This is a genomic window from Streptomyces sp. NPDC003034 (assembly GCF_053591375.1).
In genome coordinates this window covers 42347-64104 of sequence record NZ_JBSFTS010000015.1, presented here as the reverse complement: position 1 = coordinate 64104, position 21758 = coordinate 42347, and the positions used below count along the sequence as shown (strand labels likewise).

17 protein-coding genes are annotated in these 21758 nt (G+C 73.6%); 4 read left to right on the top strand and 13 right to left on the bottom strand.

Translation table 11 applies throughout. The features are described from left to right. Positions 1-14: 14 nt before the first annotated feature. Both ACWDX7_RS17095 and ACWDX7_RS17090 read right to left on the bottom strand, forming a co-directional pair. The gene (locus ACWDX7_RS17095; RefSeq protein ID WP_451492428.1) at positions 15-1877 is read right to left on the bottom strand and encodes an IucA/IucC family protein; all 1863 of its coding nucleotides are present in this window, start codon (positions 1875-1877) and stop codon (positions 15-17) included. Between the two features lie 624 nt (positions 1878-2501). After that, positions 2502-3779 (bottom strand): diaminobutyrate--2-oxoglutarate transaminase family protein, encoded by a 1278-nt coding sequence (locus ACWDX7_RS17090; protein ID WP_451492429.1) that lies wholly within the window; start codon positions 3777-3779, stop codon positions 2502-2504. 470 nt (positions 3780-4249) lie between these two features. On the opposite strand from ACWDX7_RS17090, the gene ACWDX7_RS17085 reads away from it, so the two are divergent. Next, the gene (locus ACWDX7_RS17085) at positions 4250-5422 is read left to right on the top strand and encodes a trypsin-like serine peptidase (RefSeq protein ID WP_451492389.1); all 1173 of its coding nucleotides are present in this window, start codon (positions 4250-4252) and stop codon (positions 5420-5422) included. A gap of 110 nt (positions 5423-5532) precedes the next feature. Here the strand turns inward: ACWDX7_RS17085 and hflX are convergent, their stop codons facing one another. The 6 genes from hflX to miaA form a co-directional block, all read right to left on the bottom strand. Further along, positions 5533-7038, bottom strand: a complete 1506-nt coding sequence (hflX, locus tag ACWDX7_RS17080; RefSeq protein WP_451492390.1) for a GTPase HflX — start codon at positions 7036-7038, stop codon at positions 5533-5535. Positions 7039-7235: 197 nt separating this feature from the next. Beyond that, positions 7236-8684, bottom strand: a complete 1449-nt coding sequence (locus tag ACWDX7_RS17075; protein ID WP_451492391.1) for a M1 family metallopeptidase — start codon at positions 8682-8684, stop codon at positions 7236-7238. Positions 8685-8944: 260 nt separating this feature from the next. Beyond that, on the bottom strand, positions 8945-11038 hold the full coding sequence (locus tag ACWDX7_RS17070; protein ID WP_451492392.1) for a RelA/SpoT family protein: 2094 nt from the start codon (positions 11036-11038) through the stop codon (positions 8945-8947). Between the two features lie 138 nt (positions 11039-11176). Beyond that, the gene (dapF, locus tag ACWDX7_RS17065; protein WP_451492393.1) at positions 11177-12052 is read right to left on the bottom strand and encodes a diaminopimelate epimerase; all 876 of its coding nucleotides are present in this window, start codon (positions 12050-12052) and stop codon (positions 11177-11179) included. Between the two features lie 118 nt (positions 12053-12170). Beyond that, positions 12171-12737: a hypothetical protein gene (locus tag ACWDX7_RS17060; protein WP_451492394.1), complete on the bottom strand. Its 567-nt coding sequence runs from the start codon at positions 12735-12737 to the stop codon at positions 12171-12173. 126 nt (positions 12738-12863) lie between these two features. Continuing rightward, positions 12864-13802, bottom strand: coding sequence for a tRNA (adenosine(37)-N6)-dimethylallyltransferase MiaA (gene miaA / locus ACWDX7_RS17055; protein WP_451492395.1), 939 nt, complete (start codon positions 13800-13802; stop codon positions 12864-12866). A gap of 163 nt (positions 13803-13965) precedes the next feature. Between miaA and ACWDX7_RS17050 the strand changes: the two genes are divergently transcribed. Continuing rightward, entirely contained in the window at positions 13966-14199 is a 234-nt protein-coding gene (locus tag ACWDX7_RS17050) for a hypothetical protein (protein WP_451492396.1), read from the top strand. A gap of 22 nt (positions 14200-14221) precedes the next feature. After that, positions 14222-14482, top strand: coding sequence for an antitoxin (locus ACWDX7_RS17045; protein WP_451492397.1), 261 nt, complete (start codon positions 14222-14224; stop codon positions 14480-14482). A 101-nt stretch (positions 14483-14583) separates the two neighbouring features. On the opposite strand, the gene ACWDX7_RS17040 is transcribed toward ACWDX7_RS17045, so the two are convergent. The 3 genes from ACWDX7_RS17040 to ACWDX7_RS17030 all read right to left on the bottom strand — a co-directional run bounded on the left by ACWDX7_RS17040 (position 14584) and on the right by ACWDX7_RS17030 (position 17638). Then, positions 14584-15294 (bottom strand): hypothetical protein, encoded by a 711-nt coding sequence (locus ACWDX7_RS17040; protein ID WP_451492398.1) that lies wholly within the window; start codon positions 15292-15294, stop codon positions 14584-14586. A 158-nt stretch (positions 15295-15452) separates the two neighbouring features. Beyond that, positions 15453-16994 carry a tRNA (N6-isopentenyl adenosine(37)-C2)-methylthiotransferase MiaB gene (gene miaB, locus ACWDX7_RS17035; protein ID WP_451492399.1) on the bottom strand — a complete coding sequence of 514 codons (1542 nt, stop codon included), beginning with the start codon at positions 16992-16994 and terminating at the stop codon, positions 15453-15455. After that, on the bottom strand, positions 16991-17638 hold the full coding sequence (locus ACWDX7_RS17030) for a maleylpyruvate isomerase family mycothiol-dependent enzyme (RefSeq protein WP_451492400.1): 648 nt from the start codon (positions 17636-17638) through the stop codon (positions 16991-16993). The genes miaB and ACWDX7_RS17030 overlap by 4 nt, the downstream gene beginning before the upstream one ends. Before the next feature lie 315 nt (positions 17639-17953). Between ACWDX7_RS17030 and ACWDX7_RS17025 the strand changes: the two genes are divergently transcribed. Next, on the top strand, positions 17954-18949 hold the full coding sequence (locus ACWDX7_RS17025; protein WP_451492401.1) for a TAXI family TRAP transporter solute-binding subunit: 996 nt from the start codon (positions 17954-17956) through the stop codon (positions 18947-18949). A 231-nt stretch (positions 18950-19180) separates the two neighbouring features. Here the strand turns inward: ACWDX7_RS17025 and ACWDX7_RS17020 are convergent, their stop codons facing one another. Continuing rightward, positions 19181-20125 carry an ROK family protein gene (locus tag ACWDX7_RS17020; RefSeq protein ID WP_451492430.1) on the bottom strand — a complete coding sequence of 315 codons (945 nt, stop codon included), beginning with the start codon at positions 20123-20125 and terminating at the stop codon, positions 19181-19183. An 87-nt stretch (positions 20126-20212) separates the two neighbouring features. Next, the gene (locus tag ACWDX7_RS17015) at positions 20213-21466 is read right to left on the bottom strand and encodes a LacI family DNA-binding transcriptional regulator (RefSeq protein WP_451492402.1); all 1254 of its coding nucleotides are present in this window, start codon (positions 21464-21466) and stop codon (positions 20213-20215) included. Between the last annotated feature and the right edge of the window lie 292 nt (positions 21467-21758).

The window sequence follows — 21758 nt, the reverse complement described above, 5'->3', positions numbered from 1 at the left end:
GTCGTGTGGACGCGTCAATCGTGAAGGGGGTTGGCGATGGTGACGTAGACGGACTGGGTGTCGACGGGGCCGACGAGCTCGTCCAGTCCTCCCAGGCGGGTGAGGAGATTCGCCTTGCACCGCAGGGTCGGTGAGTCGAGCAGCTGTGCGGGGAGCGGACCGAGCCCTGCGGCCTTGCCGAGGAAGCGGCGGAAGGCGGCGAGGAGTACGCGTTCGTCGGCGAGCCGCTGCGATCCGAAGGCGCCGATGAGGCCGAGCACGTTGTTGATGCCGAGGTAGTAGGCGAAGCGTTCGTCGGTGACGGCGTCAGAGACGAAGGTGTCGCTGACGCTGCCGATACCGGGGAGTCGGTGCTCGAGTTCCGCGCGGCGGGATTCGCGGAAGTAGTAGCCCTGGTTGTCTCGGTAGCGGCCTCCGATCGGCCAGCCGGCCGGGTCGAGGAGGACCAGGGTGTTCTGCTGGTGCGCTTCGAGGGCGACACCGGCGAGCGCGTCGAAGGCGAGCACCGGTAGGACGACGTGGTCGAGGTAGCGCAGGAACCACTCGGCGGCGACGGCGGACGTGGTGCGTCCGGTGGCGAGGGCGAGAGCGGAAACGATCTCGGCGAGCCGGGACCGCATGGTGGTGCGGCCGGGCCACGGACGGGGAGCGGTGAGTGCGGCGATGCAGACGGCGTCGTCGCGGGAACGGAAGGGGTTGTGGCGCAGTAGGACGTCGAGACCGGGGACGGGGGCGCCCTCCGGGGTGTCGACGGCGACCCAGGCTGGGTCGCGGACGATGTCGAAACCGGGGTGGACCGCCTGCCACTGCTCTGCCAGGCCGGTGCGGAGCAGCCGGTGCACCTCGACACCCCGGTGGAGTTCCTTGCGGAGGTTCTCGCGACGGGAGTTGGTGATGCGCAGGCCCAGGGAGAGCTTGAGCATCGCGGGAGCGCCCGGGCGGTGGACGGTGCGGATGGAGGAGGTGGGGTACCAGGGGTCGCCGTACGGCCCCAGGTCGTACAGGAGTCCCGCATCGCGGAGGGCGACGACGGCGGGGCGGTGCAACAGGTCACGGGCCTGCCAGGGGTGCAGAGGAAGCGGGGCGGCGCCGTCGGGCAGCGGAAGTCCTGGGGCCAGCCGGCCGAGGAGCTGGGCGGCGGAGACCGGGCGGCCCCGCTCGGTCCAGGCGGAGTCGGTGGCGAGGGCGGACGGGTGGACCGCGAGCCAGTGCAGGGGGAAGGAGCCATGGAGTTCGGGTGAGTAGCGGCCCACTTCGGCGTCGGAGAGTCCTTCGCGGCTCTTCGGGGTCGGGTGCAGGGGGTGGCCGAGGAGGAGGGACTGCTCGGCGGTCAGGAAGGGGTCCCCGGCGACGGGAGCGGGGGCGGTGGGGCGGTGGCGTCGGTCCGCGATGAACTGCGCGGTGCGTTGGACCGAGTCGGCGACCCTGCCGACGAGGTCGGCTCCGCCGCGCCCACCGCCGGTGCCCTCGCGGGTGATGAGTGCGGCGAGGGTGACGGCGTCCAGGGCGGGGGCGTCGGCGGGGGCGCCTTCGATCCGGGCGGGAGCGAACCGGTGCCAGCCTGCCGGGGACCAGTACCGGACGGCGAGGAGCAGGGCCATGCCGGAGGCGGGGAGGGGGACGCGGAGCAGGGTCCCGGCGGGGCCGTCCGGTCGGCCGAGACCGGTTTCGCGGACCCAGCACCGCAGCAGGTTCTCCACCGCCGCGGCTTCGGCGGCGACGGCGGGGTCCCGGTGGTCCAGGAGGTCGGGCAGGGCGGCGGGCTCCGGCCCGAGGGGGCCGGTCCAGCCTGACCACGGTCTAGGGGTGCCGTCCTTCTGCCGGGGCACGGTCGGCGCTGCCCCGACCCGGACGCCCGGAAGCTGCTGCGTCGGGATCTCGCCGGTGGCCTCGCCGCTGCGCCGACCGGTCGGCTGCCCCGAGCCGGACGGCTGCTCCGCCGCGGCCTCCTCGGGCTCGGCGGGCGTACCGAAGCGGGGCCCGCCGGTGGACCTGGCTGAACCGGCCGCCGTGTCCTCGGGTCCCGCGGCGGACGCGACCCCCGGCGCGCCGTGCGGCCCCGGGCCGGTGCCCCGGCGGGGGACCTCGCCGGACCCGTTCGTCCGGGACGCGGGGCGCTCCTCGGCGTCCCCCGCAGCAGGATCGGTCCGTGCCCCGGAACCGGTCTGCGACTGAGCCCGGCTGCCGCCCGGCCCCGGCTGGGCAGCGGCCGGGCTGGGGGGCACCCCCGGGTGGGCGTCGGCCGGGTCGGGGGCAGAGTTTCGGGGCGCGACGGCCGGGTCGAGGGGCGTCCCCGGCGGGGCGGGGGCGCGGCCGCCCGGGGCGACGGTGGGTGGCGGCCAGTGGGCGGCGTTGGGCGCGGGGGCCGGCTCCGGGTGTGGGTCGGGCGCCGGGGTCGCGAGGCCGGGAGGGGGCGTGAGCGGTTGGTCGGAGGGGCCGGGGGCCGGGCTCTCGGGGGTCGCGTCGTGCTGGTCGGGCATCGCGGGTCCTCGGGGTGCGGGTCAGTGGAGAAGGCGGGCGGCGGCCGGGATGGCGTCGGCCAGGCGGTCGAGGACCGCGGCGGCCTGCTCGTCGGTGAGGGTCAGCGGGGGAAGCAGCCGCACGACGGCGCTGTGCCGGCCGCCGAGTTCGACGATCAGCCCACGGTCCAGGCACTCCTGGCGGACGGCTGCGGCCAGGGCCGGCGCGCAGGTCCCGGAGTCGGGGTCGACCAGTTCGACGCCGATCATCAGCCCGCGGCCCCGGACGTCCCCGACGCACGGGTGCGCCGCCGCCAGGCCCCGCAGGGCCGTGAGCATGCGCTCGCCCAGGGCCGCCGCGCGTTCGGCCAGCCGGTTCTCGCGTACGAAGGCCAGCGTGGCGGTACCGGCCGCCATGGCCAGCTGGTTGCCGCGGAAGGTGCCCGCATGCGCCCCGGGGGCCCAGACGTCCAGCTCGCCCCGGTACACGATCACCGCGAGCGGCAGGCTGCCGCCGATCGCCTTGGACAGGACCATCACGTCGGGCACCACCCCGGCATGGTCGACCCCCCAGAAGGCACCGGTCCGGCCGACGCCGGTCTGCACCTCGTCGGCGATCAGCGGGATCCCCCGCGCCGCGGTGATCTCGCGCATTCCGCGCAGCCAGTCGTCGGGGGCCGGCAGCACCCCGCCCTCACCCTGCACCGGTTCGAGGATCATGCCGGCGGGCGCGGGCACCCCGCCCTTGGGATCGTCCAGCAGGCTCTCGGTCCAGTGGGCGGCGAGCCGGGCGCCTTCGGGGCCGCCGACCCCGAACGGGCAGCGGTAGTCCTGCGGGTACGGCAGCCGGGTCACCCGTACGTCCGTCGCACCGCCCGACGCGTCCAGGGCTCCGGCGGTCATGCCGTGGTACGCCCCCGCGAAGGCGAGCAGCCCCGAGCGGCCGGTCGCGGTGCGGACCAGTTTGAGCGCGGCCTCCACGGCGTCGGTGCCGGCCGGCCCGCAGAACTGGATGCGGGCATCGGCGGCCATGGCCGGCGGCAGGTTCGTGAAGAGCTCGGTGGTGAAGGCGTCCTTCACCGGAGTCGCGAGGTCGAGCACATGCAGCGGGGCGCCGGAGTCGAGGACGCCGCGGATGGCTTCCAGTACGACCGGGTGGTTGTGCCCGAGGGCGAGAGTGCCGGCGCCGGAGAGACAATCGAGGTAGCGCCGCCCGTCGGCGCCCTCGATCGTCAGCCCGCGGGCGCGCACCGGGACGATGGGCAGGGAGCGCGCGTACGTCCGGGCGGCGGACTCGCGCTGCGCCTGCCTGCGCAGGATGCCCTCCGTTGCCGCCGGCCCGGCGGAACCGGCCGGTCCTCCGGACCCGCGGCTTCCCTGCGACGGGGCCTGCGGCGGAACCCGATGGGGAACGTCCAGAGGGATCCGCGGCGCGATGTCCGCCCCCCGTTCGGCCTCGGCCTCGGCCTCGGCTGCGGCCGGCTCGGTCAATGCCACGAGTGTCGGTCCTCCCGCACGGATGCTCTTCCGGAATGCGCCTCGAACGTGAACACTGCTCCCCCGTCCCCCGTACGTACCAACGACGGTGACGGCGACGGATCACGGGTGACCACAAGATCCTTGCCGGCTCGGGGCGGCGAGGCGGAACCGCCGCCCCGGGCGCCGGCGTCCTGGGCGGCAGCGGCATAGTGGGGGGCTGCGCTCGGCCATCACCGCACCCGGGCCACCAGCACCAGCACCACCCGGCACCACCCACCACCCAGATCAGAACCACCAGGGGGACTGACGACATGCGACCGAACCGACCGGTCACCGCGATCCTGTGCGCGGCCGCGCTCGCGCTGACCGCCGCGGCCTGCGGACCCGGCGACGGGGAGGCCGGCGGCGACGCCAAGCCGACCGTGGCGGCGAGCCTTCCGTCCGGAGTCGACGGGATCAAGATCCCGGACCAGCTCAAGGACAGGCTCAAGGAGCACGGCATCGACCTGGAGAAGTGGAAGGGGGGTGAGTGGAAGAACTGGAAGAAGGAGGACTGGCTCCGTGAGGCCGGCGACTACATAAACCCGATCATCGAGGGTCTGTGGGACTCGGACCGGATGCGTGACGCCGAGCAGCCGCAGCGCCCGTCCGTCGACCCGGACGCGGGCAAGGACCAGGGCGTCACCGACCCGGCCCCGGCGCCGGTAGCGGCCAAGTCGGTGAACGCGCCCTACCACCAGAGCGTTCCTGAGGCCGGCAAGGTCTTCTTCGACGGGCCCGAGGGCTCGATGGTCTGCTCGGCGACCGTGATCAAGGACCCTGCGCACCCCGGCAAGTCCAACATGGTGTGGACCGCGGGCCACTGCGTGCACGCGGGCAAGTCGGGCGGCTGGTACCGCAACATCGCCTTCGTCCCCTCCTACAACAACGCGGGCAAGCCGGCGGCGCAGCTCAAGGGCGCGCCGCGCGAGCAGGTGGCTCCGTACGGCGTCTGGTGGAGCGACTGGGCGCAGACCTCCGACCAGTGGATCGCGACCGGTGGTCCGACCGGCGGTGCGGGCGCCCCGTACGACTTCGCGGTGCTGCACGTGACCCCGGAGAAGAGCACGGGCAAGTCCCTGGAGGAGACGGTCGGTTCGGCCCTCCCGGTGGAGTTCAACGCCCCGGCCGTACCGAAGGTCGCGGGTATGACGGCGACGGGTTACCCGGCGGCGGCCCCCTTCGACGGGCAGAAGGCGTACCAGTGCACCGACAAGCCGGGGCGGCTGTCGCTGAACGCGACCGACCCGGTGATGTACCGCATCGGCTGCACCATGACCGGCGGTTCCTCCGGCGGCGGCTGGGTCGGTACGGGCGCCGACGGCAAGCCGGCGCTGGTGTCGAACACCTCGATCGGTCCGGCCAAGGCGGGCTGGCTGGCCGGACCCCGGCTGGGCCCGGAGGCGAAGGGCATCTTCGACGCCGTCAGCGGCAAGTTCAAGTAGTCCGGCCCTTCCACCAGGCGCGGCGCCTTGGCCGTACACGGGCGCGCACGGCAAAGGGCCCCCCGCAACCGCGGGGGGCCCTTTGTGCGCCGGTGCTATGCCGCTGCCTGTTACCGCTTGGCGAGTGCGTACGGAGCCAGGTCCGATGCCAGTTCCTGGTGGACCCGTGCCTTGAGCAGGGTGCCGTCCGCGGTGTGCTCCTCGGAGATCACCTCGCCCTCGGCGTGCGCCTTGGCGACCAGCGAGCCGCGCGTGTAAGGAACCATGGCCTCCACCTCGACCTCGGGCCGCGGCAGCTCGGAGTCGATGAGCGCGAGGAGTTCCTCGATGCCCATGCCCGTGCGCGCCGAGACGGCGATCGAATGGCGCTCGATCCGCAGCAGCCGCTGCATGACGAGCGGGTCCGCGGCGTCCGCCTTGTTGATGACCACGATCTCGGGCACGTTCACCGCGCCCACCTCGCGGATGACCTCGCGCACGGCCGCCAGCTGCTCCTCCGGGGCCGGGTGCGAGCCGTCCACGATGTGCAGGATGAGGTCGGAGTCGCCGACCTCCTCCATCGTGGAGCGGAACGCCTCCACCAGGTGGTGCGGCAGGTGGCGCACGAAGCCGACCGTGTCGGCCAGGGTGTAGACCCGGCCGCTCGGCGTCTCGGCCCGGCGCACGGTCGGGTCGAGGGTGGCGAACAGCGCGTTCTCCACCAGTACGCCCGCGCCCGTGAGGCGGTTGAGCAGCGAGGACTTGCCGGCGTTCGTGTAGCCGGCGATGGCCACCGAGGGCACCTTGTTGCGGCGCCGCTCCTGCCGCTTGATGTCACGGCCGGTCTTCATCTCCGCGATCTCCCGGCGCATCTTCGCCATCTTCTCGCGGATCCGTCGCCGGTCGGTCTCGATCTTGGTCTCACCGGGGCCTCGGGTGGCCATGCCGCCACCGCCGCCGCCGCCCATCTGCCGGGACAGCGACTGACCCCAGCCGCGCAGGCGCGGCAGCATGTACTGCATCTGCGCGAGCGCCACCTGCGCCTTGCCCTCTCGGGACTTGGCGTGCTGGGCGAAGATGTCGAGGATGAGAGCGGTGCGGTCGACCACCTTCACCTTGACGACGTCTTCGAGGGCGATGAGCTGGCCGGGGCCGAGCTCACCGTCGCAGACGACCGTGTCGGCGCCGCTCTCCATCACGATGTCGCGCAGTTCCCGCGCCTTGCCGGAGCCGATGAAGGTGGCCGGGTCGGGCTTGTCGCGACGCTGGATCACACCGTCGAGCACGAGGGCACCCGCCGTCTCGGCGAGCGCGGCGAGCTCCGCGAGGGAGTTCTCCGCATCGCTCACCGTGCCGGAGGTCCAGACACCGACGAGTACGACCCGCTCCAGGCGGAGCTGGCGGTACTCGACCTCGGTGACGTCTTCGAGCTCGGTGGAGAGGCCGGCCACGCGGCGCAGGGCCGCGCGCTCCGAGCGCTCGTACTGCTCGCCGTCCCGGTCTCCGTCGATCTCGTGGCTCCAGGCGACGTCCTCTTCCATCAGGGCATCGGCCCGAAGGCTCTCGGTGAAGCTCTGCGGGTCCGGCACGTCCTGGGCCGCCCGCGGGTCCTGGGAAGGGGAAGAAGAGGAGGTCATTGGATCCTTACGTCGTCTCGAATGGTCCGCGCCGGCTCGGCGTCCGGGGCTGCCCGGAGCCGCTGCCACACGTCCCTGAACTGCTATGTCCAACGTTTCACACCATCGGGAGATTCCCCGAACGGCCTTGTCGATGGTGACATGCCCGTTCCTCGCCCGTCACACCCTTTTCGGGCGTCCGGGGCGGTCACCGCGGCTCAGGCCTTCTTCGGACCGCCCCACTCCGGGCGGCCGGGCATCGCCGGGGTCGTCGCCCCGTACAGCCAGGGCTCCAGGAAGGCCTGGAGGTCCCGGCCGGCCTCCTGCGAGGCGAGCCGTACGAAGTCGGCCGTGCCCGCGACCCCGTCCCGGTGCTCCAGCACCCAGCGCCGCTCGACGCGGTCGAAGGCCGCGGCGCCGATCTCCTGCCGCAGGGCGTACAGGATCAGCGCGGCCCCGTCGTAGACCGCCGGCCGGAACAGCCCGATCTTTTGGCCCGGGGCGGCGGCCTTCGGGGCGGCCGGGGGGCCTCCGGCCGCCCGCCACTGGTCGGAGCGCTGGTACGCCTCGCGCATCCGCCGCTCCAGGGAGTACTTGCCGAGCCCGTCCGCGTACAGCGCCTCATACCAGGTGGCGTGTCCTTCGCTGAGCCACAGGTCGGACCAGGTCCGCGGGGAGACGCTGTTGCCGAACCACTGGTGGGCCAGCTCGTGGATCATCACGGACTCGACGTACCACTCCGGGTAGCCCTCGCCCGAGAACAGGTTGCGTTCGAAGAGGGAGAGGGTCTGCGTCTCCAGCTCGAAGCCGGTCTTCGCGCGCGCGATCAGCAGCCCGTAGTTCTCGAAGGGGTAGGGGCCGACCCGCTTCTCCATCCACTCGACGTGCCCCGGGGTCTTCCTCAGCCAGGGCTCCAGCCGCTCGCGGTCCGCGGCGGGCACCACGTCGCGCAGCGGCAGGCCGTGCGGTCCGGTGCGGTGGACGACGGCGGAGTCGCCGACCGAGACCTGCGCGAGCTCGGTGGCCATCGGGTGCAGCGTCCGGTAGGTCCACGTCGTAGCGTCGGCGGCCGCGCGGTGGGCCGGCCGTGCGGTGGGCACCCCGTTGGCGACGGCTGTCAGCGCGGCGGGGGCGGTGATCCGGAAGGTGAAGTACGCCTTGTCCGCGGGGTGGTCGTTGCACGGGAAGACGCGGTGGGCGGCGTCCGCCTGGTTGGCCATCGCCAGGCCGTCCTCGGTGGGCACCCAGCCCCCGTCGCCGCGGCCCCGCGGGTCGCTGGTGTGCCGGATGGTGATGTGCAGCGGCATGCCGTCCGCCACCGCGCGGGCGGGGGTCAGTACGAGATCCTCGCCGACGCTCTCGAACCGGGCCGGATGCCCGTTGACCTCGGCGGTGGCCACCTTCCCGTGGGTGAAGTCCAGGTTGATCCGCTCCAGCGCCCCGAGGGCGCGCGCGTCGATGACGGTCACCGCGTCGAGCGGGGTGCGGTTGTCCTTGTAGGTGAAGGACAGGTCGTACGAGAGCACGTCGTAGCCCGGGTTCCCGAGCTCCGGGAAGAGCCGGTCTCCGATGCCCAGGGGCCGCGGCGGCGGCAGGACGGCGGCGACGAGCGTGAGGGAGGCCGCGGCGAGCAGGGCCGCGCGCAGGCGGGGGGAGGTGAGCTGCATCCACCTCGCTTACCAGCGCGCGGGGGGCGGCCGCGTACGGCGCGCGACGGCTCCACCCGAACGGGTCAGTCCGGCGATGAGGCGGACTACACCGCGCTAGGTCCTGTCGTCGAAGTAGCTCCGGTAAGGCGCGGGGCGTCTGGTGCCGTGCATCGCAAGGCGGAGGGGCGCCCGTGTACTGGACGTACTCGGGCGCTCCGACAACGCAGGGAGGTGCGGTGCCGGGCGCCCCGGGCCGGGAGGGACTTTGCCGACAGCGCCTAGGCCCGGCTGACGTCGTACACGCCCGGTACCTCCCGCATCGCCCGCATCAGAGCGGGCAGCCCCGTCGCGTCGGGGAGCTGGAGCGTGTAGGTGTGCCGGACCCGCTGTTCCACCGGGGGTTCCACGGTCGCGGAGACGACCTCGACCCCCTCGCGGGCGATGGCTTCGGTCAGGTCGGCCAGCAGGTGCGGGCGGCCGAACGATTCCGCGACCAGCGTGACCCGGCAGTCCGCCGTCGCCCGCCAGTGCACGGCGACGGAGGTGCGCCCCACCGCCCGCATCCGGGCCACCGCCTCGCAGTGGACGCGGTGCACGGTGACGGCCCCGCCGCGTACGACGAACCCCGCGACCGCGTCCGGCGGCACGGGGGTGCAGCACCCGGCCAGCCGTACGGTGGCGTTCGGCAGGTCGGCGACCGCGTTGCCCCCGCCGCCCCGGACCCCGACCACGGACAGCGGCGCCCGCGCGGCCGTGGTGTTGGCCATCGCGCGGTCGGGATGCGACTGGAGCCAGGTGCTGATGGCGATCCGGGCGGCCGGGGTCCGCGCGTGCTCCAGCCATTCGGCGGCGGGCCCCGAGGAGGCGTCGTGTGCGAGCAGCAGTTGCACCGTGTCCCCGTCGGACAGCCGGGAGGCCAGCGAGGTGAGGCGGCCGTTGACCCGGGCGCCGATGCAGCCGTGGGCCGCTTCGCCGTACCGCGCGTAGGCGGCGTCGATACAGCTGGCCCCGGCCGGGAGGCTGATCGTGCCGGAGGCGCCCGCGTCCTCGGTGAAGACGGCGATCTCGCGGTCCTGCGCCAGCTCCGCGCGCAGGACGCTCCAGAAGGTGTCGGGGTCGGGCGCGGACTGCTGCCAGTCGAGCAGCCGGGACAGCCAGCCGGGCCGGGTCGGGTCGATCCGCTCCTCGTCCGCGTCCTCCGCGGCGGCTTCGGACGTGCCGGTGGCGTACGGATTGCCGAGCGCGACCACGCCCGCCTCCGCGACGCGGTGCATCTGCCGGGTCCGCACGATGACCTCGGCGACGTACCCCTCGGGCGTGGCGATGGCGGTGTGCAGCGACTGGTAGAGGTTGAACTTGGGGACGGCGATGAAGTCCTTGAATTCGGAGACGACCGGGGTGAAGCAGGTGTGCAGCTCGCCGAGCACGCCGTAGCAGTCGGCGTTCTCGCCGACGAGGACGAGGATGCGGCCGAAGTCGGAGCCGCGCAGCTCGCCGCGCTTGAGGGCGATGCGGTGCACCGAGACGAAGTGCCGCGGCCGGACCTGCACCTCGGCGGTGATGCCGGAGTCGCGCAGGACGGCCCGTACGGAGTCGGCGATGGCCGGCAGCGGGTCGCGCTCCCCCGTGTGGGCGGCGATGAGCGCGCGGGTGCGCTCGTACTCCTCGGGGTGCAGGATCGCGAAGACGAGGTCTTCCAGCTCGGTCTTGAGTGCCTGGACGCCGAGCCGTTCGGCGAGGGGGATCAGGACGTCCCGGGTGACCTTGGCGATGCGCGCCTGTTTCTCGGGACGCATCACGCCGAGGGTGCGCATGTTGTGCAGCCGGTCGGCGAGTTTGATGGACATCACGCGGACGTCGTTGCCGGTGGCGACGAGCATCTTGCGGAAGGTCTCGGGCTCGGCGGCGGCGCCGTAGTCGACCTTCTCCAGCTTGGTCACTCCGTCGACGATGAAGCGGACCTCGTCGCCGAACTCCTCGCGGACCTGATCGAGGGTCACCTCGGTGTCCTCGACGGTGTCGTGGAGGAGCGAGGCCGTCAAGGTGGTGGTCTCGGCGCCCAGTTCGGCGAGGATCAGGGTGACGGCGAGGGGGTGGGTGATGTACGGCTCGCCGCTCTTGCGCATCTGGCCGCGGTGCGAGGACTCCGCGAGGACGTACGCCCGCCGCAGGATGGAGAGATCGGCGTCCGGATAGTGGGCGCGGTGTGCCTCGGCGACGTGGCCGATGGCGTCCGGGAGGCGGTCGCGGGACGTGGGCCCGAGCAGGGCCGCGCGCCCGAGCCGGCGCAGATCGAGCCGGGTCCGTCCCCGTCTGCGGAGCTCAGGGCGCGCTTCGGGGTGTGCTTCGGGGTTCGTGGCCTCTGCACTCATGGGCACCTCCGGCGGCTTCGACCGGCGGTGGCGGGCTGGGTGAGCCCTCAGGGCCGGTGCCTGATGCTACCGACCCCACCACGTGGCTCAGTCCACCTCTCGCCCAGCGTGAAACGGATCACCCATTAGAGGGAAGCCTCAGCCGAAAGCCGTTTCGGTGAGCCAGGCCGGGTCGAACTCGCCCCTGGCGACGATGACGGCCGGTCCGGTCATGTCGATCTGCCCGTCGGGGTGTTCGGTGATGACCAGGGTGCCGCCGGGGAGGTCGACGGTGTACGCGACGGGCTCCCCCGTGACGGCGGGGTCCGCGCCGTCACGGCGGATCGCGGCCACGGCGACGGCGCAGGCGCCGGTGCCGCAGGAGCGGGTCTCGCCGGAGCCGCGTTCGTGGACGCGCATGGCGACGTGGCGGGGGGCCCGGTCGACGACGAACTCCACATTGACGCCGGTCGGGTAGGCGGACGCCGGGGTGAACTGCGGGGCGGTGAACAGATTCCCGGCGTCGTCAAGGCTTTCAACGAACGCCACCGCGTGCGGGTTCCCCATGTTCACGTTCCGGGCGGGCCAGCTCTGTTCCCCCACGGTGACGGTGACCTCGCCCTGCGGGAACCGTGCGCGGCCCATCGAGACGGTGACCTGCCCGCCCTTGTCGAGGTGGACCCGCTTGACGCCGCCGCGCGTGGCGACCGCGAGATCGCCGGCCTCCACGTGCCCGGCGTACTCCAGGTACCGCGCGAAGACGCGCACACCGTTGCCGCACATCTCGGCGACGGAACCGTCGCTGTTGCGGTAGTCCATGAACCACTCGGCCTCGTCGGCCAGGTGCGCCGCCTCGGGGTGCGCGGCGGACCGGACGACGTGCAGGACGCCGTCCGCACCGATGCCGGCCCGCCGGTCGCACAGCTTGGCGACGGCGGACGCGGGCAGGTCGACGGCGTTGTCCGGGTCCGGGACGATCACGAAGTCATTCTCCGTCCCGTGGCCCTTGAGGAAGGAGAGGGTGCTCTGCGTCACCCGTCCATGGTACCGAGCCGCTGGTCAGCAGCTCGGAGCGGTCCCGTACGGCGGCGCGCGCGCCAGGGCGGGACGGCCGGGTCGCGTCCGGGCCGTGCCCGGGGCGTCGAGGCGGGGCCTACGGGCGGAGCCGGGCCACGCGGTACACGGCGAGGGTGACGACGGCCAGCGCCATCACGGCGTACAGGGCGGCCATGCGCCAGTCCGGGCGGCGGCCGCTGCCCCGGGGCGGGAAGCCGGGCCAGGTGTAGCCCACCCGGCGGGCGGCCATCATCCCCCAGCCTCCGGCGCAGCAGCTGATGAGGAAGCCGAGCATGGCCACCACCGCTCCGCCGTCGCCGAACTCGAAGGCGAGCGGGAAGGCGAACATCAGCGAACCGGCGGCACCGAGCATGACGATGGGGGCGATCTGCCACAGGCGCAGGCGGCGCTGCGGGCGCAGCTCCACCTCGAACTCGGGTCCGGAGGCGGCCTCGGCCTCCGTGGAGTCCGGCGCGTCCGGACCGTCGGGGCTCAGGCGCGACGGGTTGGCGGGCAGTCCGAGCCCGTCGGGCACGTCTGGGCCGACGGCCACGTCCGGCCTGTCGGCTGCGTCGGTCCCGTCCGTCCCGTCGAGAAGCATCGGGTCCGCTTCCCGCGGGGCGTCGTCCCGCCCGGTGTCGCGAGGGCCGGCCTCCATCACCACGCGCCCTCCCCACTCGGACTTCGTACGCCGCCGTTCACCGCCGGTGACCGCACCGGCAGAAGTTCGATGATGGCACGCCCCCGACCCCCCGACGGGCGCCCGGGGCGTCCCGATGCCATCACGTGATCAGGCTGTGACCGGTCGTTCGACCAACGACTGTGCGCGTCCCAGGAGTTCCCCCCGGTCGGCCGCGGCGCCGCTGAGCCAGTGCACCCGCGGGTCCCGGCGGAACCAGGAGTCCTGGCGGCGCGCGAACCGCTTGGTCGCCCGGACCGTCTCGGCCCTGGCCTCGTCCTCGGTGCACTCCCCCGCCAGGGCCGCCAGTACCTGCTGGTAGCCGAGCGCCCTGGAGGCGGTGATTCCGTCGCGCAGCCCGCGCGCCTCCAGGGCCCGCACCTCCTCGACCAGCCCGGCTTCCCACATCCGGTCCACGCGCAGCGCGATCCGCTCGTCGAGCTCGGGCCGGGCCACGTCCACGCCGATCTGCACGGTGTCGTAGACGGACTCGTGGCCGGGCAGGTTGGCGGTGAAGGGCCGGCCGGTGATCTCGATGACCTCCAGCGCGCGGACGATGCGGCGGCCGTTGCTGGGCAGGATCGCCCGGGCGGCGGCCGGGTCCGCGGCGGCGAGCCGCGCGTGCAGGGCGCCGGGGCCGCGCAGCGTGACCTCCTCCTCCAGGCGGGCGCGGACCTCGGGGTCGGTGCCGGGGAACTCCATCGCGTCCAGGGCCCCCCGGACGTACAGGCCGGATCCGCCGACGAGGACCGGCGTACGGCCCTCGGCGAGGAGCCGGTCGATCTCGGCGCGGGCCAGGCGCTGGTACTCGGCGACGCTGGCGGTCTCGGTGACGTCCCAGATGTCGAGGAGGCGGTGCGGGACACCGCCGCGTTCCTCGGTCGTCAGCTTGGCGGTGCCGATGTCCATCCCCCGGTACAGCTGCATGGAGTCGGCGTTGACGACTTCGCCGTCGAAACGGCGGGCCAGGGCGACGCCCAGATCGGACTTTCCGGCCGCGGTGGGACCGACGACGGCGATGACCCGCGGGGCGGGGGCTGCTTTCCTCACCGCCTTAGTCTCGCAAACCCCGCGGCATGTACCCGATCGAGTTACGTGACGGGGTGGAGGAGCGGTCGTTGCCCTGGCGAGGTTCCGCCCGGCGTACGCCCGGCGGCGACCGGTCGGGTCAGGGTGGAACTTCACTCACACGAGTAACGTTATGGGAGTAGACATGGGCGTTTTTGATCGGTTTTTTCGTCGTAAGGACGAGGCTTCGACCGCGGAGGTCGCAGCCGAGGCACTGACGGCGGAGCCCGCCACGGCCGAAAAGGCAGCCGAAAAGGCAGCGGCCGAGGCCGAGCCTGTTGGCGCGGAGGCTCCGGCGGCGGACGCCGTGGAGATTCCGAAGCAGCAGTCGGCCGAGGTGGCCGCGGACAGCGAAGCCGGCGAGGGCGCCCGTACGTAGATCCGCCAGTGGAAGGTGGCCCATGGGCCTGCTCGACAATCTGAAGGCCAAGTTCGCTCCGGCGAAGGAGAAGGTCGGCGACCTCGCCCAGCAGCACGAGGGCAGGATCGGCCAGGGTCTGGACAAGGTCGCGAAGGTCGTGGATTCCAAGACCAAGGGCAAGTACAGCGGCCCCATCGCGAGCGGCGCGGGCAAGGCGAAGGACGCCCTGGGCAAGATCGCCCACAAGGACACTCCCGGCGGTCCGCCGACGACGCCGACGACACCACCGGCGGCGGGCTGACGCTGGCCTGGAAGGGGCGCGGGATCGGCTGATCCCGCGCCCCTTCCACGCGTCCGGAGGCCCTGCCCAGGACAGGCCGGGGCAGGCAGGCCCGGGCGGCCTCAGGACCAGGCAGCCACGAAGTAGCCGACGCCGTAGGGCGCGTCCTCGTACAGCAGGCGCCCGTCCAGGTCCGCGCCCTCGGACGCCCCGGCCAGTACCTGCCACGGGGCCCGGCCGGCGGCCTGCAGCTCGTGCGCGAGCTCCGCGTCGAGGTCGGCGAGTGCGGCCGCGTCAGCGGCGCCCAGCGCGCGGGCGGCGGCGGCGTCGAAGGCGGCGGCGCGCTCGTCGAGGTATCCGGGGGCCTTCAAGGACCGGCGGGCGCTGCCGTCGCCCATGACGAGCAGCGCGACGCGCGGGGCGCGCGCGGCGAGCTCCCGCCCGGTGTCCAGGCACCGCCGGGTGTCCAGCCGCTCCGCGATCCCGAGCCCCTCGACCAGGGAGGCGCCCCACCGCGCGTGCTGGAGCAACCAGGCGCCCACGGCCAGCGAGGCGGGCAGCGGGCGCTCACCGCCCGCTCCGCCCTCCCCCAGCTGTACGTCGGTCTCGACGCCGAATCCGCGGAAGGTGCCGCGGGATCCCTGCGGGTAGGGCCCGGGCTCGTCCTCCCCGGCGGTCCCGACGACGACCAGCAGGTCGGGCCGGGAGGCGGCCAGTACGGCGAGCGCGTCGGAGCAGGCGGTACGGGCCTCACCGAGTTCGGCGGCGGCCCCCGCGGCCACCTCCGGCACGAGCAGGGGCGGGGCAGGGCAGACGGCGGCGGCTACGAGCATGATCCCCAGCCTAGGGGGTGCTTTTCGGTTCGTGCCGGGCGCCACGGGAGGCCACTGCGTTCCATGGCGGCCACGGTCTCGGAGGCAGGGCGCAGCAGACCGCTGCGACGCCGGGCCGAGGGGTGTTCTCGGATCTCCGAGAACACCCCTTCATCGATTCAATCGATCGCGCAGCCGGAGGTCGCGGCCGGCAGCGGGGCCGGGACGCCGAGCGTCGGGATGCCGAGCATGACGCCCGCCGGCTGGGCCGGTGCGGCGTTGCGCTTCTCCCAGGCGTCGCCGGCGCGGGTGCGCCGTACGGTCAGGGTCGGCCCCTCGGCCAGCAGGTGGTGCGGGGCCGCGTAGGTGATCTCCACGGTGACCACGTCACCCGGCCGGACCGGCGCCTCGGGCTTCGTGAAGTGCACCAGGCGGTTGTCGGGCGCCCGGCCGGAGAGGCGCAGCGTCGCGCCGTCCTTGCGGCCCTCGCCCTCCGCGACCATGACCTCCAGCGTGCGGCCGACCTGCTTCTTGTTCTCCTCCCAGGAGATCTCCTCCTGGAGGGCGACCAGGCGCATGTAGCGGTCCTGCACGACCTCCTTGGGGATCTGCCCGTCCATGTCGGCAGCGGGGGTGCCGGGCCGCTTGGAGTACTGGAAGGTGAAGGCGTTCGCAAAGCGGGCCTCGCGCACGGTGTGCATCGTCTGCTGGAAGTCCTCCTCCGTCTCACCGGGGAAGCCCACGATGATGTCGGTGGAGATCGCGGCGTGCGGGATCGCGGCGCGGACCTTCTCGATGATGCCGAGGAAGCGCTCCTGCCGGTACGAGCGGCGCATCGCCTTCAGGATCCGGTCCGATCCGGACTGCAGCGGCATGTGCAGCTGCGGCATCACGTTCGAGGTCTGCGCCATCGCCGCGATCACGTCGTCGGTGAAGTCGCGCGGGTGCGGAGAGGTGAAGCGCACCCGCTCCAGGCCCTCGATCTCGCCACAGGCGCGCAGCAGCTTGCTGAACGCCTCGCGGTCGCCCAGGTCGGAGCCGTACGCGTTCACGTTCTGGCCGAGCAGGGTGATCTCCGAGACTCCCTCGGCGACCAGGGCTTCCACCTCGGCGAGAATGTCGCCGGGACGGCGGTCCTCCTCCTTGCCGCGCAGCGCCGGGACGATGCAGAAGGTGCAGGTGTTGTTGCAGCCGACGGAGATCGAGACCCAGGCGGCGTACGCGGACTCGCGGCGGGTCGGGAGCGTGGAGGGGAACGCCTCCAGCGACTCGGCGATCTCGACCTGCGCCTCCTCCTGAACGCGTGCGCGCTCCAGCAGCACGGGGAGCTTGCCGATGTTGTGCGTACCGAAGACGACGTCGACCCAGGGGGCCCTCTTGACGATCGTGTCGCGGTCCTTCTGCGCGAGGCAGCCGCCGACGGCGATCTGCATGCCGGGGCGCTTGGTCTTCATCGGAGCCAGCCGGCCGAGGTTGCCGTACAGCTTGTTGTCGGCGTTCTCGCGGACGGCGCAGGTGTTGAAGACGACGACGTCGGCGTCCCCGTCGGAGCCCTCGGGTGCGCGGACGTAGCCCGCGTCCTCCAGCAGACCGGAGAGCCGCTCGGAGTCGTGCACGTTCATCTGGCACCCGTAGGTGCGCACCTCGTATGTGCCCTTGAGGTCCACTGCCGATGTTTCCTTGAGGTCCGCTGCCGGGCTCCGGTCGCTGCTGCTGGTCATGCAATAAGGGTAGGCGGTACGCGGGAGCCCTCCGGTCCCCCGTTCAGCCGCCCCGCGGGCAGGCGGCGGCCGAAGAGGACGAGCAGCACGTCCTGCGCGCTGCCGTGGACCGGTGTCCCCTCGCCGTGGGACCAGTCGAGGTCGTCGGCGCACAGCCGGATGCCGGTCAGGTCCACGCCGAAGAAGCGCAAGGCCCGGGGGGCGGTCGCGGCGGCGAGGAGGGGCCGCAGCCGGTCCTCGGGGACGCGGCGCGGGTGGCCGAGCGCGACGGTGATGTCCAGGCCGTGCACGACGTCGTGGGCCAGTCCGGCGGTGGGGCCGCCGGCCGGCGGCTTCCAGGGGTGGCGGGCGTTCTCGCGCAGCAGCTCCGCCAGCTCCTTCGGGGTGAACGCGGCGGCGTCGCGGCGGGCGGTGCGGTCGGTCATCCGGTGCAGGCTTCCGCGCGCCCGCAGCAGTTCGGCGGCGAAGCCGGGCAGCGAGGTGCGCAATCCCAGCGACATGTGGGCCGCGACCTCGCGCACGCGCCAGCCCGCGCAGAGGGACGGGGCGTCCCATTGGGCGGGGGCCAGGGTGTCGAGCAGGTCGGCCAGCTCGCGGCGCTCGGCGGCGGTGGCCGTGAGGATGTCGGTGGTGGGTCGGCTCATGGGCTCAGCGTCCGTGCCGGGCGGCGTGGAGGCGGGCGCCGCTCCGGAGCCGGGTTCTCCGAGCAGCCCCCTGGTGGATCCGGTCGCCGCCGCCGGTTTGCGCGCGCTGCGGATCACCGAACCGGGGCTGAGGGGGCGGGTGGCGCTGGCGTGGCGTACGGACGGCCCGTCCGGACCCGCGGCACGGAAACTGCTGGCACGGCTGCGCTCGGGGGCGGCGAACGGGGCCGGGGGGCCGGGTGCCGAGCGGGGCCCGCGGTGCGCGGCGCCGGCCGCGCCGTGACAGGACGGCGGGCGGGTGGCAGGATCGCGGCCATGCCTCTCGTACCGCCCCGGATCAGCAGGCGCCGCGCCCTGCAGGGGCTGGTGGGCCTGCTGGCCGTGCTCGGACTCCTGGTGTGGTGGCTGAAGCCGTTCGGTGAGCCGGAGCTCAAGGGCCAGCTGACCTTCAGTACGGGTGTGCGCACCGGGGTCTACCACCGGTACGGAGAGCTGCTGGAGGGGGCGCTCAAGCGGGACATGCCCGGGGTGAAGGTACGGCTGGAGACCAGCGAGGGCTCGCAGGAGAATCTGGAGCGGGTGGCCTCGGGCAAGGCCGACTTCACCATCGCCACGGCGGACGCGGTCGCCAAGTACCGCCTCGACGGGAAACCGGGCGCCCAGTGGCTGCGCGGCTGCGCGCGGCTGTACGACGACTACGTACAACTGGTGGTGCCGGCCGGCTCCCCTGTGCAGTCGGCGCGCGACCTTCGGGGCAAGCGGGTCGCGGTGGGGCAGCCCGGGTCCGGGGTACGGCTGGTCTCGGAGCGGCTGCTGACGGCGGCGAAGCTCGACCCGGTGCGGGACCTCGTCCCCGTGCCCATCGGCATCGACACCATGCCGGCCGAGCTGGAGGCCGGGCGGATCGACGCCTTCTTCTGGTCCGGCGGTCTCCCGACGACCGCGGTGCGCGAGCTGTCGGAGCGGTTCGACATCCGCCTCGTGCAGCTCGGCGACCTGGTGGAGCAGTTGCAGGGCAGCGGCAGCCCGGCGCGCTACTACCGGGCGGCGGTCATGCCGCAGGACGCCTACGCGCGGGCGCGCAACACCAGCGCGGTGTCGACGCTGGCCGTCCCGAACCTGCTGGTGACCACGGAGGCAACGGACCGGGGGCTGACGGAGCAGTTCACGCGGACGGTCATCCTCAGCCGCGACGTCATCGGGCGCAAGGTACACGCGGCGCAGCTGGTGGACCTGCGGACGGCGATCTACACGGACCCGCTGGCCCTGCACGAAGGTGCGCGCCGGTATTACCGCTCCGTCAAGCCGTGACGGCCGCGTCCGGGCGTCCGCCATCCGGGCGTCCGGCGCACTGGCTTCCCGGCGCACTGGCTTCCCGGCGCCCTGGCGTCCGCTTCCTGGCACCGGGGCTCTGACGACCGGATTCCGACACCGGCCCTGACCTTCTGAGCTGGCGGCGGGCGCTTGCGTACATGGCGGGACACCCCGCTCACCCACCGGCGTCACGACCCCGTCGCCGTCCCTGCGTCCAGGCGTGGCGCCCTACGCCGCGGCGTTTGCGGAGGGCAGCAGCATCGTCGCCGCCGCGGCCGCGCCGATCAGGCCCGCGTGGGTGCCGAGGGCGGCCGGCACCACCTGGAGCTCTTTGACGAAGGAGAGCGTGGCGTAGGACGCGAGGTGGGTGCGGATCGGCGTGAAGAGGGTGTCGCCGCTGGCGGCGACGCCGCCGCCGATGACCGCGATCTCCGTTTCCACGAGGGTCGCGGTCGCCGCGATGGCGGCGGCCAGGGCGCGCCCGGCGCGGTCGAAGGCGGCGAGGGCGATCGGATCGCCGTCCGCCGCGGCCGCGGCCACACCGGCCGCCGTGGCATCCGCGGCCGGGGTCCAGCCCTGGGCCAGGGCCCAGCGGGCGATCGCCGTGCCGGAGGCGATCGACTCGACGCAGCCGTGGCCGCCGCAGACGCACTTCTCACCGTCGAAGGCCACGCTCATGTGGCCGATGTGACCGGCGTTGCCCGTGGGGCCGGGGTGGAGCTGGTTGTTCAGGACGAGACCCCCGCCGACGCCCGTGGAGACCACCATGCAGAGCGCGTTCGCATGACCCCGGGCCGCCCCCAGCCAGTGCTCGGCCGCGGTCATCGCCACGCCGTCACCGGCCAGCACCGCCGGGATGTCTGCGCCGCGCGCCGCCAGCTCCGCGGAGACCCGGGCGAGGACCGGGAACTCCCGCCACGCCCCGATGTTGACCGGGCTCACGGTGCCGACGGAGGTGTCCACCGGGCCGGCGCTGCCGATCCCGCACCGGACCGCCGCCCGCCACAGCGGCGAGCCCGACAGGTCCCCGATGACCTCCGTCACCGCTGCCATGACGGCGTCCGCGTCGGCTCCCCGCGGGGTCGGGCGGCGCGTGGTGGCCGTCATCGTGCCGTCGGCGTGCACCAGGGCGCCGGCGATCTTCGTACCGCCGATGTCGATCGCCACCGTCACTCCGGGGGCCGCGGCGCGGGGTCGCGGCGCGGGCGAGGGGGCGGCGGGGGCGGTGGGGGTGATCACGGTGGCGGCTCCAGGGAGGGATCAGGAATCAGTATGCGCCGGGGGCGGCGCCGTACTCTCGCGAGGCTCCAGCCGGGGCCGCTCACTCGCCCGGACCCTAGGCTGGCTCCCCCCGAGAACGGCCAGGAGTTCTTCAGCGGCGAGGCGGCCGAAGCCCGCGGTGTCACGTACGAGGGCCGTGAGGCGCGGGTGGGTGACCCGGCACAGCGCGGAATCGTCCCAGGCCACGATCGACAGCCGCCCGGGCACCGGGATGCCCAGTTCCGCGGCGACCGCGATACCGGCTACGGCCATCACGTCGTTGTCGTAGACGAGCGCGGTCGGGGGCCGGGGCTCGGCGAGGATCCGGCGGGTGGCCGCCGCGCCCTCGGCGTCGGAGTAGTCGGTGACGGTCGAGCGCACCTGCTCGGGGTCCAGTCCGCGCCGCGCTGCCTCGCTCCGCAGCGACTCGATCCGGCGGGCGGTGTGGGCGAGGCCCGGCAGCCCCGCGATGTGGGCGATGCGGCGGTGGCCGAGGGTGTACAGGTGGTCCAGGACCTGGGCCATGGCCCCGGCATCGTCCGCTGCCACGCAGGAGAGCGCGTCCCCGGCCGGGGACGACGGCGAGGCCGTGGACGACGCGGAGGGCTCGGAAAGCGCGTCGGACGTACGCGGCTGTGGCGTACGGGCCTGCGCCGTATGGGCCACCGCTGTGCGGGCCTCTGGCGTACGGACCTCCGCCGTACGGACCTCCGCCGTACGGGCCGCTGAGGCGCCCTCGGCACGGCCGCCCGTCGCCTCCGGGACGACGGCGTGCGCGGCGCGGGGTGCGGCCGCTCCCACGGTCACCGCCGGCAGGCCGAGCTGCCCGAGCAGCGCCGGGCGCGGGTCCTGCGTCCGCGGGTCGACGACCAGGACGCCGTCCACGCGCCGTTCGGCCCACCACCGGCGGTAGACGGCGCATTCCGCGTCGATGTCCTCGACCACCTGGAACAGCAGGGCGATCCGGGCGGCGGAGAGGACTTCCTGGATGCCGGAGACCAGTTGCAGGAAGAAGGACTCCACACCGAGGGTGTGCGCGGGCCGGGCCAGCACGAGCCCCACCGCGCCGGAGCGTTCGCCGGACAGGGCGCGGGCGGCGCTGTTGGCCTGCCAGCCCAGTTCCTCGGCGACTCGGCGGATCCGGGCGCGCGTGTCCTGGGAGACGCCGGGCCGGCCGTTGAGCGCGAAGGACACGGCGCTCTCGGACACCCCGGCCTGGCGGGCGATGTCCTTGATGGTGGGTCTGCGGGCCATGGCCTGCCTCGTCATCTTTCGGGTGCTTGCGCTGCCGGGTCGGTGGACGGCAATGGCCGGACGGTACGCGATCCTGCCCCGGCGGACCTCCCCGGCGGCGGCCCGTACCCCGCGACCCCCACAGGTGGCCTCACGTGCGGGCCGACCGAACACGGGCCCGCAGCGTCCGGGCCACGATGGCTCGCGCATCGCGCTCGACGGGCCTCCCGGCAACCGCGCCGGGCGCCGAGCCGCGCCCGTGCGCAGCCCGAAAGCCGGAACAAAGGCTGATACGGCTGCCCTTCACCGGACC

What these genes read in the sequence shown, in the direction of transcription:
- hflX (WP_451492390.1), bottom strand. Translation starts at nt 7,038, where the DNA reads ATGACCTCCTCTTCTTCCCCTTCCCAGGACCCGCGGGCGGCCCAGGAC.
- ACWDX7_RS17045 (WP_451492397.1), top strand. Translation starts at nt 14,222, where the DNA reads ATGGGCCTGCTCGACAATCTGAAGGCCAAGTTCGCTCCGGCGAAGGAG.
- ACWDX7_RS17070 (WP_451492392.1), bottom strand. Translation starts at nt 11,038, where the DNA reads ATGAGTGCAGAGGCCACGAACCCCGAAGCACACCCCGAAGCGCGCCCT.
- ACWDX7_RS17030 (WP_451492400.1), bottom strand. Translation starts at nt 17,638, where the DNA reads ATGAGCCGACCCACCACCGACATCCTCACGGCCACCGCCGCCGAGCGC.
- ACWDX7_RS17050 (WP_451492396.1), top strand. Translation starts at nt 13,966, where the DNA reads ATGGGCGTTTTTGATCGGTTTTTTCGTCGTAAGGACGAGGCTTCGACC.
- ACWDX7_RS17075 (WP_451492391.1), bottom strand. Translation starts at nt 8,684, where the DNA reads ATGCAGCTCACCTCCCCCCGCCTGCGCGCGGCCCTGCTCGCCGCGGCC.
- ACWDX7_RS17015 (WP_451492402.1), bottom strand. Translation starts at nt 21,466, where the DNA reads ATGGCCCGCAGACCCACCATCAAGGACATCGCCCGCCAGGCCGGGGTG.
- miaB (WP_451492399.1), bottom strand. Translation starts at nt 16,994, where the DNA reads ATGACCAGCAGCAGCGACCGGAGCCCGGCAGCGGACCTCAAGGAAACA.
- ACWDX7_RS17025 (WP_451492401.1), top strand. Translation starts at nt 17,954, where the DNA reads ATGCCTCTCGTACCGCCCCGGATCAGCAGGCGCCGCGCCCTGCAGGGG.
- ACWDX7_RS17085 (WP_451492389.1), top strand. Translation starts at nt 4,250, where the DNA reads ATGCGACCGAACCGACCGGTCACCGCGATCCTGTGCGCGGCCGCGCTC.
- ACWDX7_RS17040 (WP_451492398.1), bottom strand. Translation starts at nt 15,294, where the DNA reads ATGCTCGTAGCCGCCGCCGTCTGCCCTGCCCCGCCCCTGCTCGTGCCG.